A 16705-nucleotide genomic window follows, 5' to 3' on the forward strand; every position below is an offset into this window, starting at 1 on the left:
CAGAATCAGCGCCGAGCCCCGTGGACGGGCGCTCAGCGGGCGGCGAACTCGGTGAATCTGCCGCCGAGTTGCTGCCGCAGCTTCGCGAGCGCCCGCACCGATCTGGTGCGTACGGCGGCGGAGCTGACATGCATGGCGTCGGCGGTCTCCTCGACGCTGCGGTCCTCCCAGTACCGCAGCACCACCACCGCGCGGTCCTTGGCGGACAGCTGCCCGAGCGCGTCGAGCAGCGCGATCCGCAGATCGGGGTCGTCGCCGGGGGCCGGGGCCGACTCGGGGAGTTCCCCGAGGGGCCGTTCGGACGCCGAGTGGCGCCGCCGATGGGTGAGGAACGTACGGACGAGGACGGTCTGCGCGTACCCGGCCGGGTTGTCGATCCGGTCGACGCGGCCCCATAACGTGTACATCCGGCCGAGGGTCTCCTGCACCAGATCCTCGGCGAGGTGGGTGTCGCCGCCGGTCAGCAGAGAGGCGGAACGGAAGAGCTGGTGCGTACGGCCGGCCGCGAACTCCCTGAAATCGTCGGCCCGGGAGGTCCGTCCCCGGTCACCGCCCCTACGCCCCAGCCTCCCCGTGCGCCTCATCGTCCCCCGCTCCCCCGATTCCCCGTGGCGCACGGTCCCCCGTCCCGCCTCTCTCACTTCACTGACGCGGTGGCCCGGCGGAAATGTTTCACCGGACGCGGACTCGGATGCTGACGCGCACGTGGGGAAAAATCATCCCGGCCGGCGAACGGCGCCGGCCGGGATGTGAGGTGTCACTTGTCGTGCGTGTCGCGTGCGTGCTGGTGGCGCGTTACCGCGTCAGCTCCGGATAGAAGTCGCGCGGCTTGCCGGAGCGGTCCTTGAGGCGGCCGAGCAGGCTGGACGGATACTCGATGACCCAGTAGCTCAGCACCGCGGTGGGAACGGCGACCAGCAGGACGACCAGCACCGCCAGCGGGAATCCCGACTGGCCGGCGGGGAGCAGGCCCGCGTCGTGGAGCTGGAGCATGACCGGCTCGTGCCAGATGAAGAGGCTGTAGCTGACCAGTCCGGTGTACGTCAGCCACCGGGCCCGCAACAGCCCGTGCCACCGCATCTGCTGGGCGACATGGATGGTGCCGAAGAGCATCAGCGCCCAGAGCAGGCTGGTCAGCGGGTGGTAGAAGGTGAAGGTGAAGTTCTCCGGCTTCGAGTCCAGCGACAGGTAGTACGCACCCGCCACCGCCAGCGCCGGGAGGGCCACGGCCCAGCGGGTGCGCAACTGGCCGCGCTCGCCGAGAGCGACCATCAGCACGGCCAGCCCCATACCCGCCGCGAAGCCGCCGAAGCGGGCCTGCGGGCCGAAGTAGACGGGCCAGTTGGTGTGCGGCACCTCGAAGACATAGCGCGCGACGGCGATCCAGATGAGCGGGAGCACGAACAGCACCAGACATCCGCCGGCGCACACCGCCACCCGTGTCGCGCGCCGCCGCAGGGGCCGGCAGGCACGTACCGCGAGCGGTCCGAGGGCGACCAGCGCCAGATAGAACGCGATCTCCAGCGACAGGGACCAGACCGGGCCCAGGGTGTAGAAGATCTGCTCGCGGTCGAACACATGCGTGAAGGTGAGGTGCTCGACGAGGTCCAGCCAGTTGCCCGGCAGGGTGGAGTTACGGCTCGACCAGACGACCAGGACCGCGATGAAGTACAGCGGCACGATCCGTATCGCCCGCCGGAACAGGAACAGCCCGGCGGGGCGCAGGGAGCCGCCGTCGATCGCGGCGCGCGCGTACGACAGCGTCAGCAGATACGCGGACATCACGAAGAAGAGGTCGATCACCTCCAGGGAGATCAGCGACCCGAGGTACGGGTTGTCGAGCGGCGGATGGGAGCCGTCCGCGTCGTACCGGTAGTACTGCTGCCATACGTGGAAGATGACCGTGCTCAGTGCGGCCAGTCCCCGGAAACCCTGGATCTCCAGGGCCTTGCTGCGGGCCGGGGCGCCCTCCGGCCCGGAACCGGCCGCCGAACCGGCCGCCGAAGCCGAAGCGGACCGCGACGGCTGCTGGGGTGTCTGCGACGACGGGGACGACGGGGATGACGGGGATGACGGGGATGTCCGTGACGACTGGGGCGTCCGGGCTGTCTGCGTACTCACGGCTGGTCCACCTCCACCGCGGACGCCTTCGCCGCCGCCCGGGGTGTGACCCGCCACTGCCGGTCCCCCAGCGCCTCCTTCAGGCACGCCTGGCGCGCCAGCATGTTCTTGAAGTGGGAGTAGAAGAAGGTCGACACGAAGACGTACCGCCAGAACCAGCGCCTGCGCCGGCGCAGTTCGGGTACGGCCAGCCGCCAGGCGAACGCGGCCTGCACCACCCCGGCCGAGAGCGTGAACAGCGTCGCGAGCAGGCAGACCGGCACCATCCAGTCGAGCCGGCTCAGACCGCCCGCCTTCCACACCGCGAACGCCAGGATGGGCAGCATCTGGAGCGTCAGCCAGGGCTGCACCTCGCGCCAGCCGAGCAGTACGAAGAGCCCCGCCTTCTGGCGGGGGGTGAAGGCGGGCGAACGCAGGCCGCGCCAGAGGTACTTCAGCGAGACCTGGAGCCAGCCCTGGGCCCAGCGCGACCGCTGGTTCCACAGCGACTTCAGTGTGGTGGGGGCCAGTTCCCGCGAGACGAGCGTGCGGTCCACGGTGATCTTCGCACCCTCGTTCAGGGCGCGCAGGGTGGAGTCGATGTCCTCGGTCAGCATCGATCCGTGCATCCGGGTCCTGGCGAGGAGGTCCGTGCGCCAGAACCCGTTGGAGCCGCCGAACACACCGAATCCGTAGAGCCGGGTGCGGCCCGGGTGGCTCACCGCGTAGATGGACTCGAACTCCACCGCGACCAGCTTGGAGACCCAGGAGCTGTCCCCGTTGCGTATGACGCAGTGGCCCTGGACGACGTCGTAACCGTTCGACAGCCAGTGCCAGGCGTGCGTGAAGGCGTGCGGCGCCGGGTGGTGGTCGGCGTCGAAGATACCGACCATCTCGCCGTGTACGCGGGTGACGGCGGCGTTGACGTTCTGCGCCTTGGAGGTGCTGCCGGGCACGGGGAGCAGGACGAGGCGCGGGTCTCGGCCGGCGATCTCACGGAGCGTGTCCTCGACGGGGAGCGGGTGCGGCGTGTTGTACGCGAGCACGATCTCCAGCTCGTTGGGGTAGTCGAGGCGCAGGAACGATTCGACGGTGTCCACGATGGTCGCGGCCTCGTTCGGCAGATACGCGGCGATGACCGCGCTGGCCGGTGGGTACGGGCGGCCGGGCGCGTCGGGACAGCTGCCGGCGGCGCGGGCGGGCCCGTCGGCGGCCTGGCCCTCCTGGCCGTCCCGGCCCTCTCGCCCCTCTCGCCCCTCCGTCGTGTCCAGCCCGCCGGGTCCGGCGGGGCGTTGCTTCGCGTCCAGCGCGAACACGCACTCCAGCACGATCAGTACGGCGGACACCAGCAGTCCGCTCACCACGACCCAGTACATCGCCGACCCGAGGTCCCAGCCCCGTTCGTACAGCCGCTGGTACAGCAGGAACGGCAGCCCCGCGCCGAGCAGCAGCACCACGAACGGGGAGAGCGCCGACAGCGCGGCGCGGACCGCCTTGCCCAGTCGGCGCGGGCGCCGGTGACCCGGAGCGCCGCGCATCCACGGCGCGTACATGACCGGCCGCAGATCCCGGTGGCCGATCGCCTCGGCCACCGCGTCCCGGGCCTCGCCCACGGCCTGCGTGTGGTCGGCGCAGCCGGCGAGCGGGGTCCAGCCGATCGCCGGGGTCAGCCGTACGTTCTCGTCCGCGACGATGAACCGCGTACCCGCCACCGTGCTGGCGAACCGCTGGAGGCCGAGGAGCGCCGCCTCGTCGTCGACCCCGGGCATCAGCATGAGCAGATGGCCGTCGTCGTCCCAGCCGAGCCGGTCGCAGGGGCTGCCCAGCTTCTCCGCCACCGCGGCGAGCCGCTCGGCGACCTCCCGGCGTACGCGCGGGCCGAGCCGGGTCTCCAGGGCGCCCATCTCGACCACCCCGACGATGGCCATCACACCGCCGCGGCGGCCGGATCCGGGCCGTTTCAGTTCCCGGCCGAGTTCCTCCTCGAAGTGCGGGCCGGAGTAGAGGCCGGTGCGCGGGTCGAGGAGCAGACTCTCGACCGGGACGGGAACCCGGCGCAGCTTGGCCTCTATCCGGGCCGACAGCTCGCCCGGGTCGGACTCGTCGGCCACGCAGTCGTCCGCGCCCTGCCGCAGCATGTCCACCACGTCGGCGGAGCCGGGCTGGGCGGTGACCATGACCAGCGGCAGCGCGCGGCCCGCGGGGGCGGCGCGTACCTCTCTGATCACATCGAGCCCGTCAGGACCGTCACGCTCGTCGAACAGCGCGACGATCGCGTCCGGCGGGGCCTGCTGGACCCGCGGGTTCACCTGGCCTGGCGTGGCATGGCTCACCTCGTGGCCGGTCGACCGCAGGGTGCGGGTGAGCCGCTCCAGCCGCGGCCCCGGCGTACCGACCGCCAGCACGCGTCCCGCGAGGGGCGCGCGCGACGCCGGTGACTCGGCGGAGGTTTCGTGGCGGAGGCCGGTTGAGGTCATGGTCTCCTCGGCTGTGCCGGTGAGCTGGTGCGAAGTGAGCACCTGGGAATTCCTTTCCTGGCGCGAACGTGAAGCACGCGAAGCACGTGAAGAACGCGCGGACCGTGACGGAGGCCGGGCCTCCGGGACAGCTCCGCGTGGCGGTCGACGGGGTGGTCGATCGCCCGGTTCTTCGCCGGGAAAGGAAGGTGGGGCGGTGAAGCGCGGCTGACGCGTGCGAGAGCTGACCATGCGCCGGCCGTCCGGACTGGACGGGGCGTGCGTCGGTGAGCCCCCGGAGCGACTGGGCGCGCGCCGGTGGATTCTCCATCTATGGGGGTCCCATCCTGATCGGATTGTGGGGGGAGGACCGAATGTCGTACCGCCAGTCTCAGTGGTCACTGTGACACCGCTTCAACCACGGGGTAACGCGCTGATTACACCGCGCGCCCGTGCCCGCCACCGCGCCGCCGTCCCGGACCTCACCGCCCCCGGCGGCCGGCCCCCAGCAGTCGCCCCGTTCGCGACCGGGAAGTGACCAGTGGGGGCGGTTGAATGGGATGGGGGATGCGGTTGAAGCGGTGTGCCCGGCAGTGCGATCCTTTCGGGCATGCCGCGGACGCCCCGGCCCCGGAAACGGATGGGGTGGAGCGGGGCGCTCATCACGGGGAGAGGGCGCGGGTGAATCCGTATCGTGTGCTGGCGGCGGTGGCCGCCGACTGGGGCCGGTTCGGCCCCTACCTGCGATCGGTCACGGGAGACGCGGCGGATACGACCGGTGCGGGAGACGCCGCCGGGGCCCCGGCCGCGCTGGCGTCCGTGCTGCGGTCGCTGCGGTCGCTGCGGTCCATGGAGCGCCATGCCCCCGGCCGTGCGGCGGCGGCCGACGAGACCGCGCGTTCCGTCCTCGCCCTGCTGCCGCCCGCCGAGGCGGAGCGGCTTGTGGCCGGCCACCCGGGACGCCTCGCCGGGACGCTGGAGAACGGGGTGCTGGAGAACGGCGCGCTGGAGGACGGGGCGCTGGAGGACGGAACGCCCGCGTCGGAGACGTACGCCGGTTTCACCGCCGCCGACCTCGCCCTCCTGCTGCTGGACGACAACCCCATGGTCGGCCCGCTGCTCGGCCCCGTACGGGAGCGCCTGCTCTCCTATCCGATGCTGGACGACTGGGCCGCGGAGGCGCACGCGCGCACCCCCGGGCTGATCCGGCTGCGCGGGGAGTCCGGCGCCCGGGGCGTGGACCGGATCCCGTCCTTCCAGTTCGGCGACGCGGCCACCCCCTGGCCGGTCGTCGTGACGGTGAACGGGCTGCTGGACGCCGCGCGCGATCCCTGGGGCGCGGCCGACTGGTGGCTGTCGGCGAACGGCTACCTCGGTGTCGCCCCCGCGGAACTGCTCGGCGGCGGCAGCGGCCAGGACGGCCAACTCGTCGGTACCGCACGCTATGTGGTGGAGGGGGAGTAACTCCGTGCCGAACAGCCGTCCGCCCACTGTCCTGCCCGGAACGCCCACGAAGGTGGCGCTGCCCGCCGGTACGCCGCTCTTCCGGGTCCACGCGTCCGCGCGTCCGGGCACCGCGTTCAACCCCGTACCGTCCGACTGCCTCTACGACGGCGGCCGGTTCGACGCGACGCGCTGCGACGACTACCCCTTTCTCTACGCCGGGCGTACCGTGCCCGCCGCGGTCTGCGAGTCGCTGCTGCGGGCCGTCCCGTTCACCCCGGGCGGCGGGATCCGGCTGCTGCCGCGCGCTGCCGTCCGGGGCAAGCGGCTGTCCTTCCTGCGGCTGGCCGCCGACGTGGACGTGGTGTCGCTGGTGTCCGGGCCGGATCTCGCCTCCGTCGCGCAGGACACGTGGCTGGTCCAGTCCGAGCCCGACCAGTACGCGTACACCCGGCACTGGGGGCACTGGATCCGGGGACGGACCGCCCCGTGGGCCCAGGGATTCCTCTGGCCGTCGAAGCGCGAGCCCGCCGCGCACGCGGTGATCCTCTTCCAGGACCGATGCCTGGACCGGGGGCTCACCGAGATCGTCGAGGAGACGGGCGAGCCGCCCGTCGACTTCGCGACGCCCGAGGGCGAACGCTGGCTCAACACCGTCCTCGCGCCGTACCTCGCGCAGATCGCACCGTAGGAGCACCTTCTTGTCCGAGGACGGGTTTCCTGATGTCTCTCAATTGTCCGACGACGAACTGCGCGCCTCCCGTGACGAGTTGCTCGCGATGGTCGCGCGGACACCGGACGACGACCCCGAACTCCCCTACGTCTGGGGCTGGGCCGGGGAATGGAGCTTCCACCTGTATCTGCGGCAGAGCCGCGACGACGATCTGAGCCGGGCCGCCGACGCGCTGCCGCGCGCGTTCTCGGCGAGCGCGGCACAGGGCGAGGGCAACGACGCCAGCGGCGAGGGCGAGGACGGCCAGGGGGGCGAGGACGGCGAGGAGATCTGGTACGCCTGGCGGGTGCTGTACGGCCAGGTGCTGCTGTGCCAGTACGACCAGGAGCCCGCGCCCGCGCTTCTCCGGCGCGCCGAGGAACAACTGACCGCCGGGCTCGCGGGCCTGCCCGACAGCTCGCCGTTCGCCGCCGGGAACGCGCCGCTGGCCCGCCTTCTGCTGTCCCGTACCTCCGCCGCCCGGTACCGCGGCGCCGCGGTGGACGACCCCGGCCGCGCGGACCTCCTCGGCGTGGCCGTGCGCCGGCAGCACGACGCGCTGGGCGACCATGAGGCCGGTTCCGACGAGGCCACCGAGCTGTACGGATGTCTGGGCGACCTCACCTTCGAACAGGGCGAGTTCGACACCTCGGTGGAGCACTACCGGACCGCCCTCGCCGCGCCCGCGCCCGGCTACGACGTCCCGCTGCTCCGGTACGGGCTCGCGACCAGCCTGCTGATGAGCGGCCGGGCCGCCGCCGACCGAGAGCGACTGATCGAGGCTCGCACCGAGTTCGTCCACGCGCTCGCCGAAGCACGCGAGCGGCAGCGCCGGCAACGCGAACAGCAACGGGGCGCGACGGACCCGACCGGCCCGACGGACCCGACGGACCCAACGGATACGGAAGAGCCCTGGTGGGCCTGGCAGGCACGGGCCAGAAGCGTCTTCATCCGCGCCTGTCTGCACTTCAACTGGCACGAGCGGGCGCACCTGGCACCCGCCGTCTCCGAACTGCACACGCTGCTCGCCGAGCCCGGCGCCGAGGAGCAGCTCTCGCCGGTCTTCGCGGACGCGTTCGGCCGGCTGCTCTACGACCACGCCGCGGAACAGGACGACGACACCGCCCGCGAACGGGCCATCCCCCTGCTCAGGCGGGCCGTACGGGAGTGGCTGCCCGAGCGGGACGGCGACCCGGTGCCCGGCGCGATGCTGTTCGCCTCCCTTCAGCAGGCGCGCTACCAGGACGACCAGGACCCGGCCCGGCTGTCGGACATCGAGGACTGCGCGCGGCGCGTGCTCGCGGTCGAGGAGGCGGAGGCGGACCCGGGGCTGCGGCGCATGGCGAAGCTGCTGCTCGCCTGGGTGCGGTCCCACGCGATGACGCCCGGCCCGGAGGGCCCGGACGACCCCGACGGGGTGCTCGACGCGGGCCGGGACGCGGTCCGGGAGATGATGGCGGACATCTCCCACGGCCGGAGCTTCCTCGACTTCGACGACGACTCGTACGGCGCCATGGTCAATGACGTGGCGAGCACCGACCGGCTCACCCGTACGTTCGACCAGTTCTACGAGCGGTGGCGCTCCCTGGATCCGGAGAGCGAGGAGTACGGGGTCTACGCCGGCTACCTCCTCAGCGTGGCGCCGATGCTCGACCCGCACGGCAACCACATCACCGAGGAGCGGAAGACCGCGCTCTTCGAGGCCGCCCGCGCGAGCAGACCGGACAACGCCACCTGGCAGAGCACGGTGCACGGGGCCGCCGGGTATGTCCGGCTCCACGACGAGCTGGCCGGCGCGGGCACGGGACTGGACGAGGTCATCGCCGATCTCGACCGGGCCAGTGCCACCTTGAACGCGTCCCGTGAGCCCGGCGGCGCGTCCCGTGAACCCGGCGGCGCGTCCGGTGAAGCGCGCGGCGTCTCCGCCGAAGCGGGTGCCGGGAACGGTGAGCCGGGTGCCGGGGACGGTGGAACGGGTGCCGGGAACGGTGAGCCGGGTGCCGGGATCAGTGGAATGGGCGCCAGGAACCGTGAAGCGGGCGCCGGGAGAAGGCTGGGCTCGGGCGACACCGAGCGCGATCTCCACGACAGCTTCGGCCTCCTGCGGTCGTTCGCCACGAACCAGCGCGGCCAGCTGCGCGGCGCCGTGGACGACCTGGACACCGCGGGTGCCGCCTGGCAGCGGCTGCGGGACAGCCCCTCCATCACCCCGTACATGCGCCGGGTCATGGACGGCCAGCAGGCGGGGTTCGAGGCGAACCGGGCGGCGCTCAGCGGCGATCTGGCCGGCGTGGACCGGGGGCGCGCCAAACTGGCGGCGCTCCACGCGGAGATGGACCCCGAGGACCCGTCACGCATCGAGGTCTGGACGCTCCTGGAGAACGTCCACTCGCAGCGCGACCAGCTCGCGGCCCGGCTCGGCGCCCCGCCGCTCCCGCCGCCGCCCGGCCGGCCCGGTACGGCCGAACTGCGGCGGCTGGCGGCCAAGCTGCCGCGCGACCACCACGCCTGGGTGCTCGGCGACAACGGCATCGCGCGCGGCTTGCGCGCGGGCGCGCGGGGCGACGCGCAGGGCGTACGGGAGTCCCTCACGCTGGTGGAAGCGGCGCTCGCGCTGGTCGACGAGGGCAGCGACGACTGGCTGCGGTACGCGAACGTCGTCGGCACCTCCCTCTGCGGGCTCGCCGCCGCCGGGCGCGACCGGCGTGATCTCGACACCGGCATCGACTGGCTGGAGCGGGCCGCGCTCCAGACCGGTGGGCCGGAGCACCGGCTGTACGGGGCGCTGGGGCTCACTCTCGGCCGTGCGTACCGGCTGCGCGCCGCCCCCGGCCGGGACGACCGGCGCACGGGCCGCCGTACCGGACTCAAGGCGCTGCGCGGCTGGACCTGGGCCGCGCTGTTGCAGTCCGGCACCTCGCACGCCGCCGAGGTAGCCGCGAACGCCACGCAGGCCGCCCTCGAAGTGGCCTCGTGGTGTCTGGAGGACAACGTCCCCGACGAGGCGGTCCAGGCGCTGGACTCCTGTCGCGGGCTGGTCCTGCACACGGCGACCACATCGAGATCCGTCCCCGAGCGGCTGGCCGCCGCCGGGCGCCGGGACCTGGCCGACGAGTGGCGGGCGGCGGGCGGCACGGACGTACTGCCGGGTGCGGCCACCGATCCGCTGTCGGCCACCGGTCCGCTCGCGGAGGCCGGTCCTCCCGCCGCGGCGCAGAGCGTCCCCAGCGAACTGCGCCGGCGCGTGCTGGCCGTGCTCACCGATCCCGACGAGCCGGGACAGCCGCAGGACCTGCTCCTCGAACCGCCGTCACCCGCCCGGATCGGCGAGGCGCTCACCGCCGTACGCGCCGACTATCTGGTCTATCTCGTCCCCGGCTACGAGTCGCGCCCCGGCGCGGCCGTCGTCGTCACCGCCGCCGGGCGGGTGGGCTCGCTCCCGCTGCCCCTGCTCCGCGAGGAAGCGGCGCCGCTGCGCGCCTACGACCCGACCCCTCGGGCCGCCCGTGACATGGGCCCGGTGCCGGACGGCGGCGGCGCGGGCAGTGCCGGCGGCGACCCGTACGCCACGGCCGCGCCGGCCTCGCGCAAGCAGCTCGACCGGCTATGCGGCTGGGCCTGGTACGCGGCGATGAAGCCGCTCCTGGAGGGGCTCGGAGTGGGGCTCGGGGCGGGCGAGGCGCCCGGCGAAGCCCCGCCCACGTTCGTCCTCGTCCCGATGGGCGCGCTGGGCGTGGTCCCCTGGCACGCCGCCTGGGAGTCCCGCGCGGCGGGAGGCCGCCGGTACGCGGTCCAGGCGGCCGGGATCTCGTACGCGGCCTCCGCGCGGCTGTTCTGCGAGGTCGCGGGGCGCCCCGCGGTCCCGCACACGGGCGCCGCCCTGGTCGTCGGCAACCCGACCGGGGACCTGCGGTACGCGGGCGAGGAGGCCGACGCGGTACGGCACGCCTTCTATCCGGCCGGGCGCTTCCTCGGACGCGGCCTGGCCTCCCCCCACGGACCGGCCGCCCCCGACGGCCCCGCCACCCCCGACGAAGTGACCGCCTGGCTGCGCGACCCCGCGAACACCGGCGGCGTACTCCATCTCGCCTGCCACGGAACGGTCGCGGCGAACCGGCGGCACAGCGCGTATCTCTCCCTGCACGGAGGCGAGCTGGCCGCCGAGGAGCTGACCGAGGCCGCCGCGGGCGCCGGGCGGGGCGAGCTGGAACTCGTCGTGCTGGCGGCCTGCCGCAGCCATGTCTCGGGGCGCGGCCACAACGAGGCGTACAGCCTGGCCACGGCCTTCCTCGTGGCCGGGGCCCGGTCGGTCGTGGGCTCGCTCTGGCCGGTGCCGGACGACGCGACCTCCCTGCTCATGTTCATGACCCACCACTATCTGCGCGGTGAGCGCCTCTCCCCCGGCGCCGCCCTGCGCCGCGCCCAGTTGTGGATGCTGGACCCCGCGCGCGTGCTCCCGTCCGCCATGCCCGACGCGCTGGCGCGCCGCGCCGGGGCCCTCACCCCGGACGACCTCACCGCGTGGGCCGGCTTCACGCACCTCGGGCGCTGAACCCCCGGCACCGGACGGAAGGCATCACTCCGGCACCACCGTCCGCAGCGGGATCGTGAGGGCGTGCCACTGGCCGGGCGCGGCACCGGGCCCGCCGCCCGGACCCGCCGGACCCAAGTCGCGGCCCGCGTGCGGAGGGCGGGTGAAGCGCAGGACGTGGTCCTCCTCGCCGCCGCGGGCGGCGGGGGGAGCGTCCGCGCTCCACGGCGCGAGACGGAACGGCACGGTGCTGAACTCGCCCTCGGCCACGATGAGTTTGAGCCAGTCGCGGACGAACGCACCGGGCTCCGCCGTGCGGGACTCCGGCAGCGAGAGCCGCACGGGCGCGTTGCCGAGGGCGTAGCCGGTGCACCCCGGGCCGATGAAGTGGCCGGGGAAGAGCGCCGAGTGGCTGGCGTAGCTGTCGGTGAGGTCGAGGAGCACGCACCAGAGGGTGCGGTCGTGGGAGCGGTTGTGGACCCGTACGGAGACCAGCGGCTCGCGCCCGTCGGCGTACGCGCAGCGGATCTCGCCGTGGCCGTCCGGCAGAATCCGCTCGCCGTTCCAGACGGACACCTCGACGTCCACCAGGGAGGCGAGCGGCGACGCCGGGTTGGCGAGATCCCGCAGCTGATGCCAGCGGGCGAGATGGACCAGGCAGTCCGGCACCCGGTGGGCGGGGAGCGGGGCGGTCGCGTCCGTCCCGTCCCGGCGCAGCACACGGGCCCGTCCGTCATCCTGGACGACGACCTTGAAGACCTGGCCGTGGCCGGTTCCGGAGCCCGTTCCGGAGCCCGTTCCGGAGCCCGCTCCACCGTCGGCGAGGCGCAGCAGCGGGGCCGCGTCGATGGCGTCGAGGAGCGCGCGGTCGCCCCCGTCCACCACGACCGAGGCCGGCGGCAGGGCCAGTGCGGACAGCGCCACGGGATAGATCCGCACCGGGTCCGGGGTCCATCCCACGGGGGTGACCAGCGCCCGCAGGGGCTCGACGGCCCGTACGCGTACGACGCCTCCCGTGTCCCCGTCGCGGCCGGTCCCGACCACGCCGAACTCCGTGCCGCTGTCGTCCCGCGTGCCCTGCGGACCGCTGTCGTCCCGCGTGCCCTGCGGACCGCTCGACAGCCCGTGGGCGCCGCCGCAGTCGACCTGCCAGCCGTCCGGGCCGTGCAGCAGCAGATGCGGGCCGAGCGGGCGGTCCGCCGCGCCGCCGAGAACCGCCAGGTCGGCGACGCCCCCGGGATCGGCCGGGTACAGCACCGGGTTCTGGTGCTCGGTCGCGGACTGCACCCGCGAGCCGGCCGCGGCCAGCACCTGCCGGTAGGTCGCGCCCGGCCCCATGTCGCGCAGGGCGCCGAGCAGGGAGCGGGTGAACAGCCCGTGCCGCCCCGCGCCGTGCCCGTCCTCGTACGACGCCTGGTTGACGCGGCACGCCGCCAGCAGCACATGCCGCGCCGCCTCGGCGGGGGCCGGGACGTCACGGGCCCGGGGGCCGCCCGCCCGGGGCCCCGGGTCCCCGTACGCCGGCCAGGACGGGTCGTGCGGCAGCGCGCGCTTGACGAGATCGTCGCCCAGCCGGGTGGCGCCGCCGGAGAAGCAGGAGTCGAGGACGGCGGCGGTGTGCGCGCCGCCCGAGGCGACACCGTCGAGGAGCGCGCCGAGATCCTTGTCGATCAGGATGCCGTCGGCGCACACCAGCGCCTGGCAGTAGCCGGTCGGCTCGACGTACAGGTGGGCGCGTTCGGTGGCGGCGAACTGGGTGCCGTGGCCCGCGTACCAGAACAGCGCGGTGTCCCCGGGGCCCGCCTGGCCCAGATGCGTACGGAGGGCGTCGGTGACGGCGGCCACCGTCGCCTCGCCGTCGGTCAGTTCGAGGATCCGGGGCGGCGGGCCGTCGAGCCGCCCCTCCAGCCAGCCCCGCGCGGCCCGGATGTCGTTGACGCAGCCGCCGAGCGAGCCCAGCGCCGGGCCGGCGGCCGGCGACAAGGCCGCATAGTCATTGATCCCCACCAGAAGTACGAACGCGGTCCCCATGAGGGGAAGTCTGTCAGGGCACGCGGGGTCCGGCGTACCCGCACCGGTCGTGAACTGGGCGCTTACCGGGCGGACTTCGGTTATCCGCTGTCGCTCCCGCCCAGCGCTTAGCAGTATGGAGGTGCCGTCGCTATTGTTCTGAGCCCGCGCGGTTCGGACCGCGGGGGACGGACGCATGGCACACGGGGGATCTGGGGGATCCATGGGCTTCATCGAAGGGCCGCGCCGGGTGGTACGCCCCGCCGCGGGGCCGGGCGCCGCACCGGGCAGGAGGACCGCACCCGCGCCGCCGGCGGGCCCCCCGGCTCTCGCGCGGGACCGCTACCGGGACCGTACGCGCGAACTGATGGATTCCGTACGGCGGCTGGACGCCGGGCTCGACGAGGCGGCGGTGCGGGAACTGTCCGGCTGGATCCGCGAGCAGTACGCCACGTCGTACGGCGATGTCCCGGTGGGCTTCGTGGCCGTGTGCCGGCTCGGGCCGCCGTTCGTGGACCACCGGCTCAGCCTCTTCCACACGATCATCGACCACTTCGCCCCGGGCGATCCGATGCCGGAACCCTTCGCGGCGGCCCGGATGCTGGTGCGGTCCGGGGCCTATGAGTACGTCGAGGTGTACGCCGGCGGGACGGTACTGCCGGTCCTGGAGGACGGCTCGGTCGTCCGCCCGTAGAGCCCGCCCCGCCCACCCCGAAAACCCCAGAGCCCCAAAGCCCCAAAGCCACAGAGCCACAGAGCCACAGAGCCACAGACAACGACGGAGGATCCATGTCCGAGGTGGATTACCACCTGCGGCGCCAGGTCGATCGCGTGAACAGCCTCGTGGTGCGGCTGGGCGAACAGGTGGGAGCGGTCTCCGGCCAGGTGTCGGCCGTCGGCCAGGCCCAGCAGGAGACCCGCACCGAACTCCAGCAGCTGCGCGCCGACTTCATGACGTTCGTACGGCAGGCCGAGCTGACGGCCAACGTCCAGCGGGCCGAGACCCGCGTCGGTGTGATCCAGGACAAGGTGGACCACGAGTTCGGCCACCACAAGGTGGTCAGGCGCTCGGCGGTCGGCATGCTCCAGGCCTTCGACACCGGTCTGGTCTCCGACGAGACCGTACGGAACGTGGGCGAGCAGCTCATGATCCAGACCCCGCGCTACTGGCTGGCCCCCGCGCTGATCGCGCTGTCCAGCTGGGCGGCGGACGACCGGTCGCTGTGCGAGCGGGCCGTGGAGGAGGCGTTCCGCCGCTCCCCCGACCGGACCTCGCTGTTCTTCGCGCTGGTGCTGCGCCGCCAGGGCCGGCACGCCGGCGCGGTGCGCTGGCTGCGCCACTACCTCAACGTCCAGGACCCGGCGGCGCTCGGCCGGGAGTTCGCGGTGATCCTCGAATCGATCTCGCAGGGCGCGTTCGGCGCGGCGGGCCGCGAGCTGCTGCGCGACACCCTCGCCACCTGGCGCGAAACACTGCTCTCCGACGAGGCGACCGAGACCGCCCAGATCACCCGCTGGCGGGCGGAGATCGACTCGATGCGCGCGCCGTCCGCCCAGGCCGACTTCCCGCGGCTGGCCGCGGTGTCCCCGGAGTGGGCCCAGCTGGACGCCGTGCTCTCCTCGGCCCGTGCCCAGCAGGCCGTACTCGACAAGTACACGGCGATGATGGCGCGCGAGTCGGCGCCCTCGGACCGTATCGAGGACGCGGTCGACGACATCCTGGACCGGCTGGTCGGGGAGTACGACAACGAGGAGCTGCCGCTCCGCCGCGATCTGGCCTTCAACCACGCCGTCATCGACAAGAACGGCGATCTGGACGCGGCGAAGCAGGCCGTCGACGTCGATGCGGCGTCGCTGGAGGAGACCCTCGACTACCTCACCGTCCAGACCACCTCGGCGCTCAACCCGCAGGCCATCGGGGCTTCGCCGGCCACCCAGCGGCTCTCGGTGGCCGCGTGCCACAGCTGGTTCAAGCGGGCGCACGCCTCCTTCAGCCGGGACTACCGGGCGGCGATCCCGCCGGACGTGGGGGCGTACTTCGCCACGACGCACGGCGTGGGGGCGCAGACCTTCGCGCTGCCGCCGTGGTCGGGTTCGTTCACGACTCCGCTGGAGACGCTGGAGTCGTCCTTGGCGGCGCACTGGGACGGGCATGCCCGGCCGTTCATCGACTCGCTCGCCTTCCCCTGGCGGCAGAAGGCCCTGCTGCCGGGCGGGATCGTGCTGGCCGTCCTGCTGCTGTTCAGCCCGTTCAGTGTCGGCTTCGCGTTCGTGGCGGCGCTGGTCGTCGGCGGGGTGTGGGCGCTGATCCTGCACAACCGCGCCGACGCGGCCCGCAGGCTCCAGGAGACGGCGAGGCAGTCCCTGGAGCGGGCCAAGCAGGAATCCATCGGGACCCTGCGCGCGGCCCGCGCCGAACTGACCGACTGGCAGAGCCGGTTCCAGCAGGCGGACGCCGTGGAGGCCGCCACCCGCGCCATGATCGCCTCGCTGGCGACCGCCGCGCACGCCTCGTCCCCGTACGAGGGCCGCACCGTCACCGAGCCGGCGGAGGAGCACACCTCATGATCCCCGAGCAGCAGCCCCGGCGCGTCGTCCCGCCGCCGCCCCGGACCGCGCCGTCGCAGACCACCCCGCCCCAGGCCGCGCCGTCCCGCGCGACACCGTCCCAGGGCGCCTCGCCCTGGGCGTCCGCCCCCGCACGCCCCAAGGAGCGGGCCACCTCCCGGCTGCGCAAGGTGGTGGAGGGGCTGCCCGACTGGGAGCCGCTGCCGCCGGGCGAGATGACCGTACGACGCCCGAAGAAGGACCTGTGACCGGGAGTCTCTGGGCCCACGGGGGTACGTACGAGACCTGGGCGGCGTTCCTGACCGCCTGGGCGTCCGGCACCGACGCGGCGACCGGCACCGAGGGGGCGTCCGGCGGCGGGTCCGACGGCGCCGGGCTGCCGGCCGCCGGGCTGCCGGCCCTGCGCCAGGAGGACTTCGCCGCCGACACCTGGGACCGGCTGCGGCGCCGGCTCACCGACGCGCTCTCCGCGCGCCTCCAGCTCTGCGCCGACGCGCTCACCGGCGCGCTCGGCGAGGCGGCGGACGAGTTCTCGGTCGGGCGGGCGCTGGCACAGGCCCGGTCGGGGCTGCATCCCGTACGGGCCCTGGCGAACCACCCCGGGCTGCCCGAGGACCTGCGGCCGCAGCTGCTGAAGATGGTGGACGACGCGACGCGCTCACTCCAGCGGGACCTCGAACGGGCGGTGGAGAGCATGGTGGCGGAGGGCGGCGACCCGCGCCATATCGAGGCCCGGCGGCGGACGCTGCGCGACAACCCGCTCACGGCCGTGACCTCGGCGCCGCCGCCCGTACCCACGGCGCGGCACGAGGCGACCGGCGGCTGGTCGTACAACCCGACGGCGACGGGCAGGCGCCGGGTGACCCCGCCGTAACTCCGCCGCGC

The 16705-nt window shown here is 73.7% G+C and carries 11 protein-coding genes; 7 read left to right on the forward strand and 4 right to left on the reverse strand.

Features of this window, described 5'->3' with window-relative positions:
- Window positions 1-32: 32 nt before the first annotated feature.
- The 3 genes from ACIOGX_RS11280 to ACIOGX_RS11290 all read right to left on the reverse strand — a co-directional run bounded on the left by ACIOGX_RS11280 (window position 33) and on the right by ACIOGX_RS11290 (window position 4619).
- Entirely contained in the window at window positions 33-584 is a 552-nt protein-coding gene (locus ACIOGX_RS11280; RefSeq protein WP_384768761.1) for a SigE family RNA polymerase sigma factor, read from the reverse strand.
- Between the two features lie 211 nt (window positions 585-795).
- Complete coding sequence (locus tag ACIOGX_RS11285) at window positions 796-2121, reverse strand: acyltransferase family protein (protein WP_401912181.1); 1326 nt, start codon at window positions 2119-2121, stop codon at window positions 796-798.
- Window positions 2118-4619, reverse strand: a complete 2502-nt coding sequence (locus tag ACIOGX_RS11290; protein ID WP_401912184.1) for a glycosyltransferase — start codon at window positions 4617-4619, stop codon at window positions 2118-2120. Before ACIOGX_RS11290 ends, ACIOGX_RS11285 begins: the two co-directional genes overlap by 4 nt.
- A 618-nt stretch (window positions 4620-5237) precedes the next feature.
- On the opposite strand from ACIOGX_RS11290, the gene ACIOGX_RS11295 reads away from it, so the two are divergent.
- Genes ACIOGX_RS11295 through ACIOGX_RS11305 form a run of 3 tightly spaced genes read left to right on the forward strand, consistent with a single transcriptional unit; the run spans window position 5238 to window position 11263 of the window.
- Complete coding sequence (locus ACIOGX_RS11295; RefSeq protein ID WP_401912186.1) at window positions 5238-6020, forward strand: hypothetical protein; 783 nt, start codon at window positions 5238-5240, stop codon at window positions 6018-6020.
- Between the two features lie 4 nt (window positions 6021-6024).
- Window positions 6025-6690 (forward strand): RES family NAD+ phosphorylase, encoded by a 666-nt coding sequence (locus tag ACIOGX_RS11300; RefSeq protein ID WP_356515427.1) that lies wholly within the window; start codon window positions 6025-6027, stop codon window positions 6688-6690.
- A 10-nt stretch (window positions 6691-6700) separates the two neighbouring features.
- A complete protein-coding gene (locus ACIOGX_RS11305) occupies window positions 6701-11263 on the forward strand; it encodes a CHAT domain-containing protein (protein ID WP_401912189.1) in 4563 nt (1520 codons plus the stop codon).
- 24 nt (window positions 11264-11287) lie between these two features.
- Here ACIOGX_RS11305 and ACIOGX_RS11310 read toward each other — a convergent pair whose 3' ends face one another.
- Window positions 11288-13273 carry a caspase family protein gene (locus ACIOGX_RS11310; protein ID WP_401912192.1) on the reverse strand — a complete coding sequence of 662 codons (1986 nt, stop codon included), beginning with the start codon at window positions 13271-13273 and terminating at the stop codon, window positions 11288-11290.
- A 202-nt stretch (window positions 13274-13475) separates the two neighbouring features.
- Between ACIOGX_RS11310 and ACIOGX_RS11315 the strand changes: the two genes are divergently transcribed.
- The 4 genes from ACIOGX_RS11315 to ACIOGX_RS11330 all read left to right on the forward strand — a co-directional run bounded on the left by ACIOGX_RS11315 (window position 13476) and on the right by ACIOGX_RS11330 (window position 16694).
- Window positions 13476-13946 (forward strand): hypothetical protein, encoded by a 471-nt coding sequence (locus ACIOGX_RS11315; RefSeq protein ID WP_401912195.1) that lies wholly within the window; start codon window positions 13476-13478, stop codon window positions 13944-13946.
- 95 nt (window positions 13947-14041) lie between these two features.
- Entirely contained in the window at window positions 14042-15820 is a 1779-nt protein-coding gene (locus ACIOGX_RS11320) for a hypothetical protein (protein WP_401912198.1), read from the forward strand.
- On the forward strand, window positions 15817-16068 hold the full coding sequence (locus ACIOGX_RS11325) for a hypothetical protein (RefSeq protein WP_401763709.1): 252 nt from the start codon (window positions 15817-15819) through the stop codon (window positions 16066-16068). Before ACIOGX_RS11320 ends, ACIOGX_RS11325 begins: the two co-directional genes overlap by 4 nt.
- On the forward strand, window positions 16065-16694 hold the full coding sequence (locus ACIOGX_RS11330; protein ID WP_401912200.1) for a hypothetical protein: 630 nt from the start codon (window positions 16065-16067) through the stop codon (window positions 16692-16694). The genes ACIOGX_RS11325 and ACIOGX_RS11330 overlap by 4 nt, the downstream gene beginning before the upstream one ends.
- Window positions 16695-16705 lie beyond the last annotated feature (11 nt).

Source organism: Streptomyces sp. NPDC088147, assembly GCF_044741565.1.
GTDB lineage: Bacteria > Actinomycetota > Actinomycetes > Streptomycetales > Streptomycetaceae > Streptomyces.

Coding starts and splice junctions, on each gene's coding strand:
- ACIOGX_RS11280 (WP_384768761.1), bottom strand. CDS start 584: ATGAGGCGCACGGGGAGGCTGGGGCGTAGGGGCGGTGACCGGGGACGG.
- ACIOGX_RS11310 (WP_401912192.1), bottom strand. CDS start 13,273: ATGGGGACCGCGTTCGTACTTCTGGTGGGGATCAATGACTATGCGGCC.
- ACIOGX_RS11315 (WP_401912195.1), top strand. CDS start 13,476: ATGGGCTTCATCGAAGGGCCGCGCCGGGTGGTACGCCCCGCCGCGGGG.
- ACIOGX_RS11320 (WP_401912198.1), top strand. CDS start 14,042: ATGTCCGAGGTGGATTACCACCTGCGGCGCCAGGTCGATCGCGTGAAC.
- ACIOGX_RS11325 (WP_401763709.1), top strand. CDS start 15,817: ATGATCCCCGAGCAGCAGCCCCGGCGCGTCGTCCCGCCGCCGCCCCGG.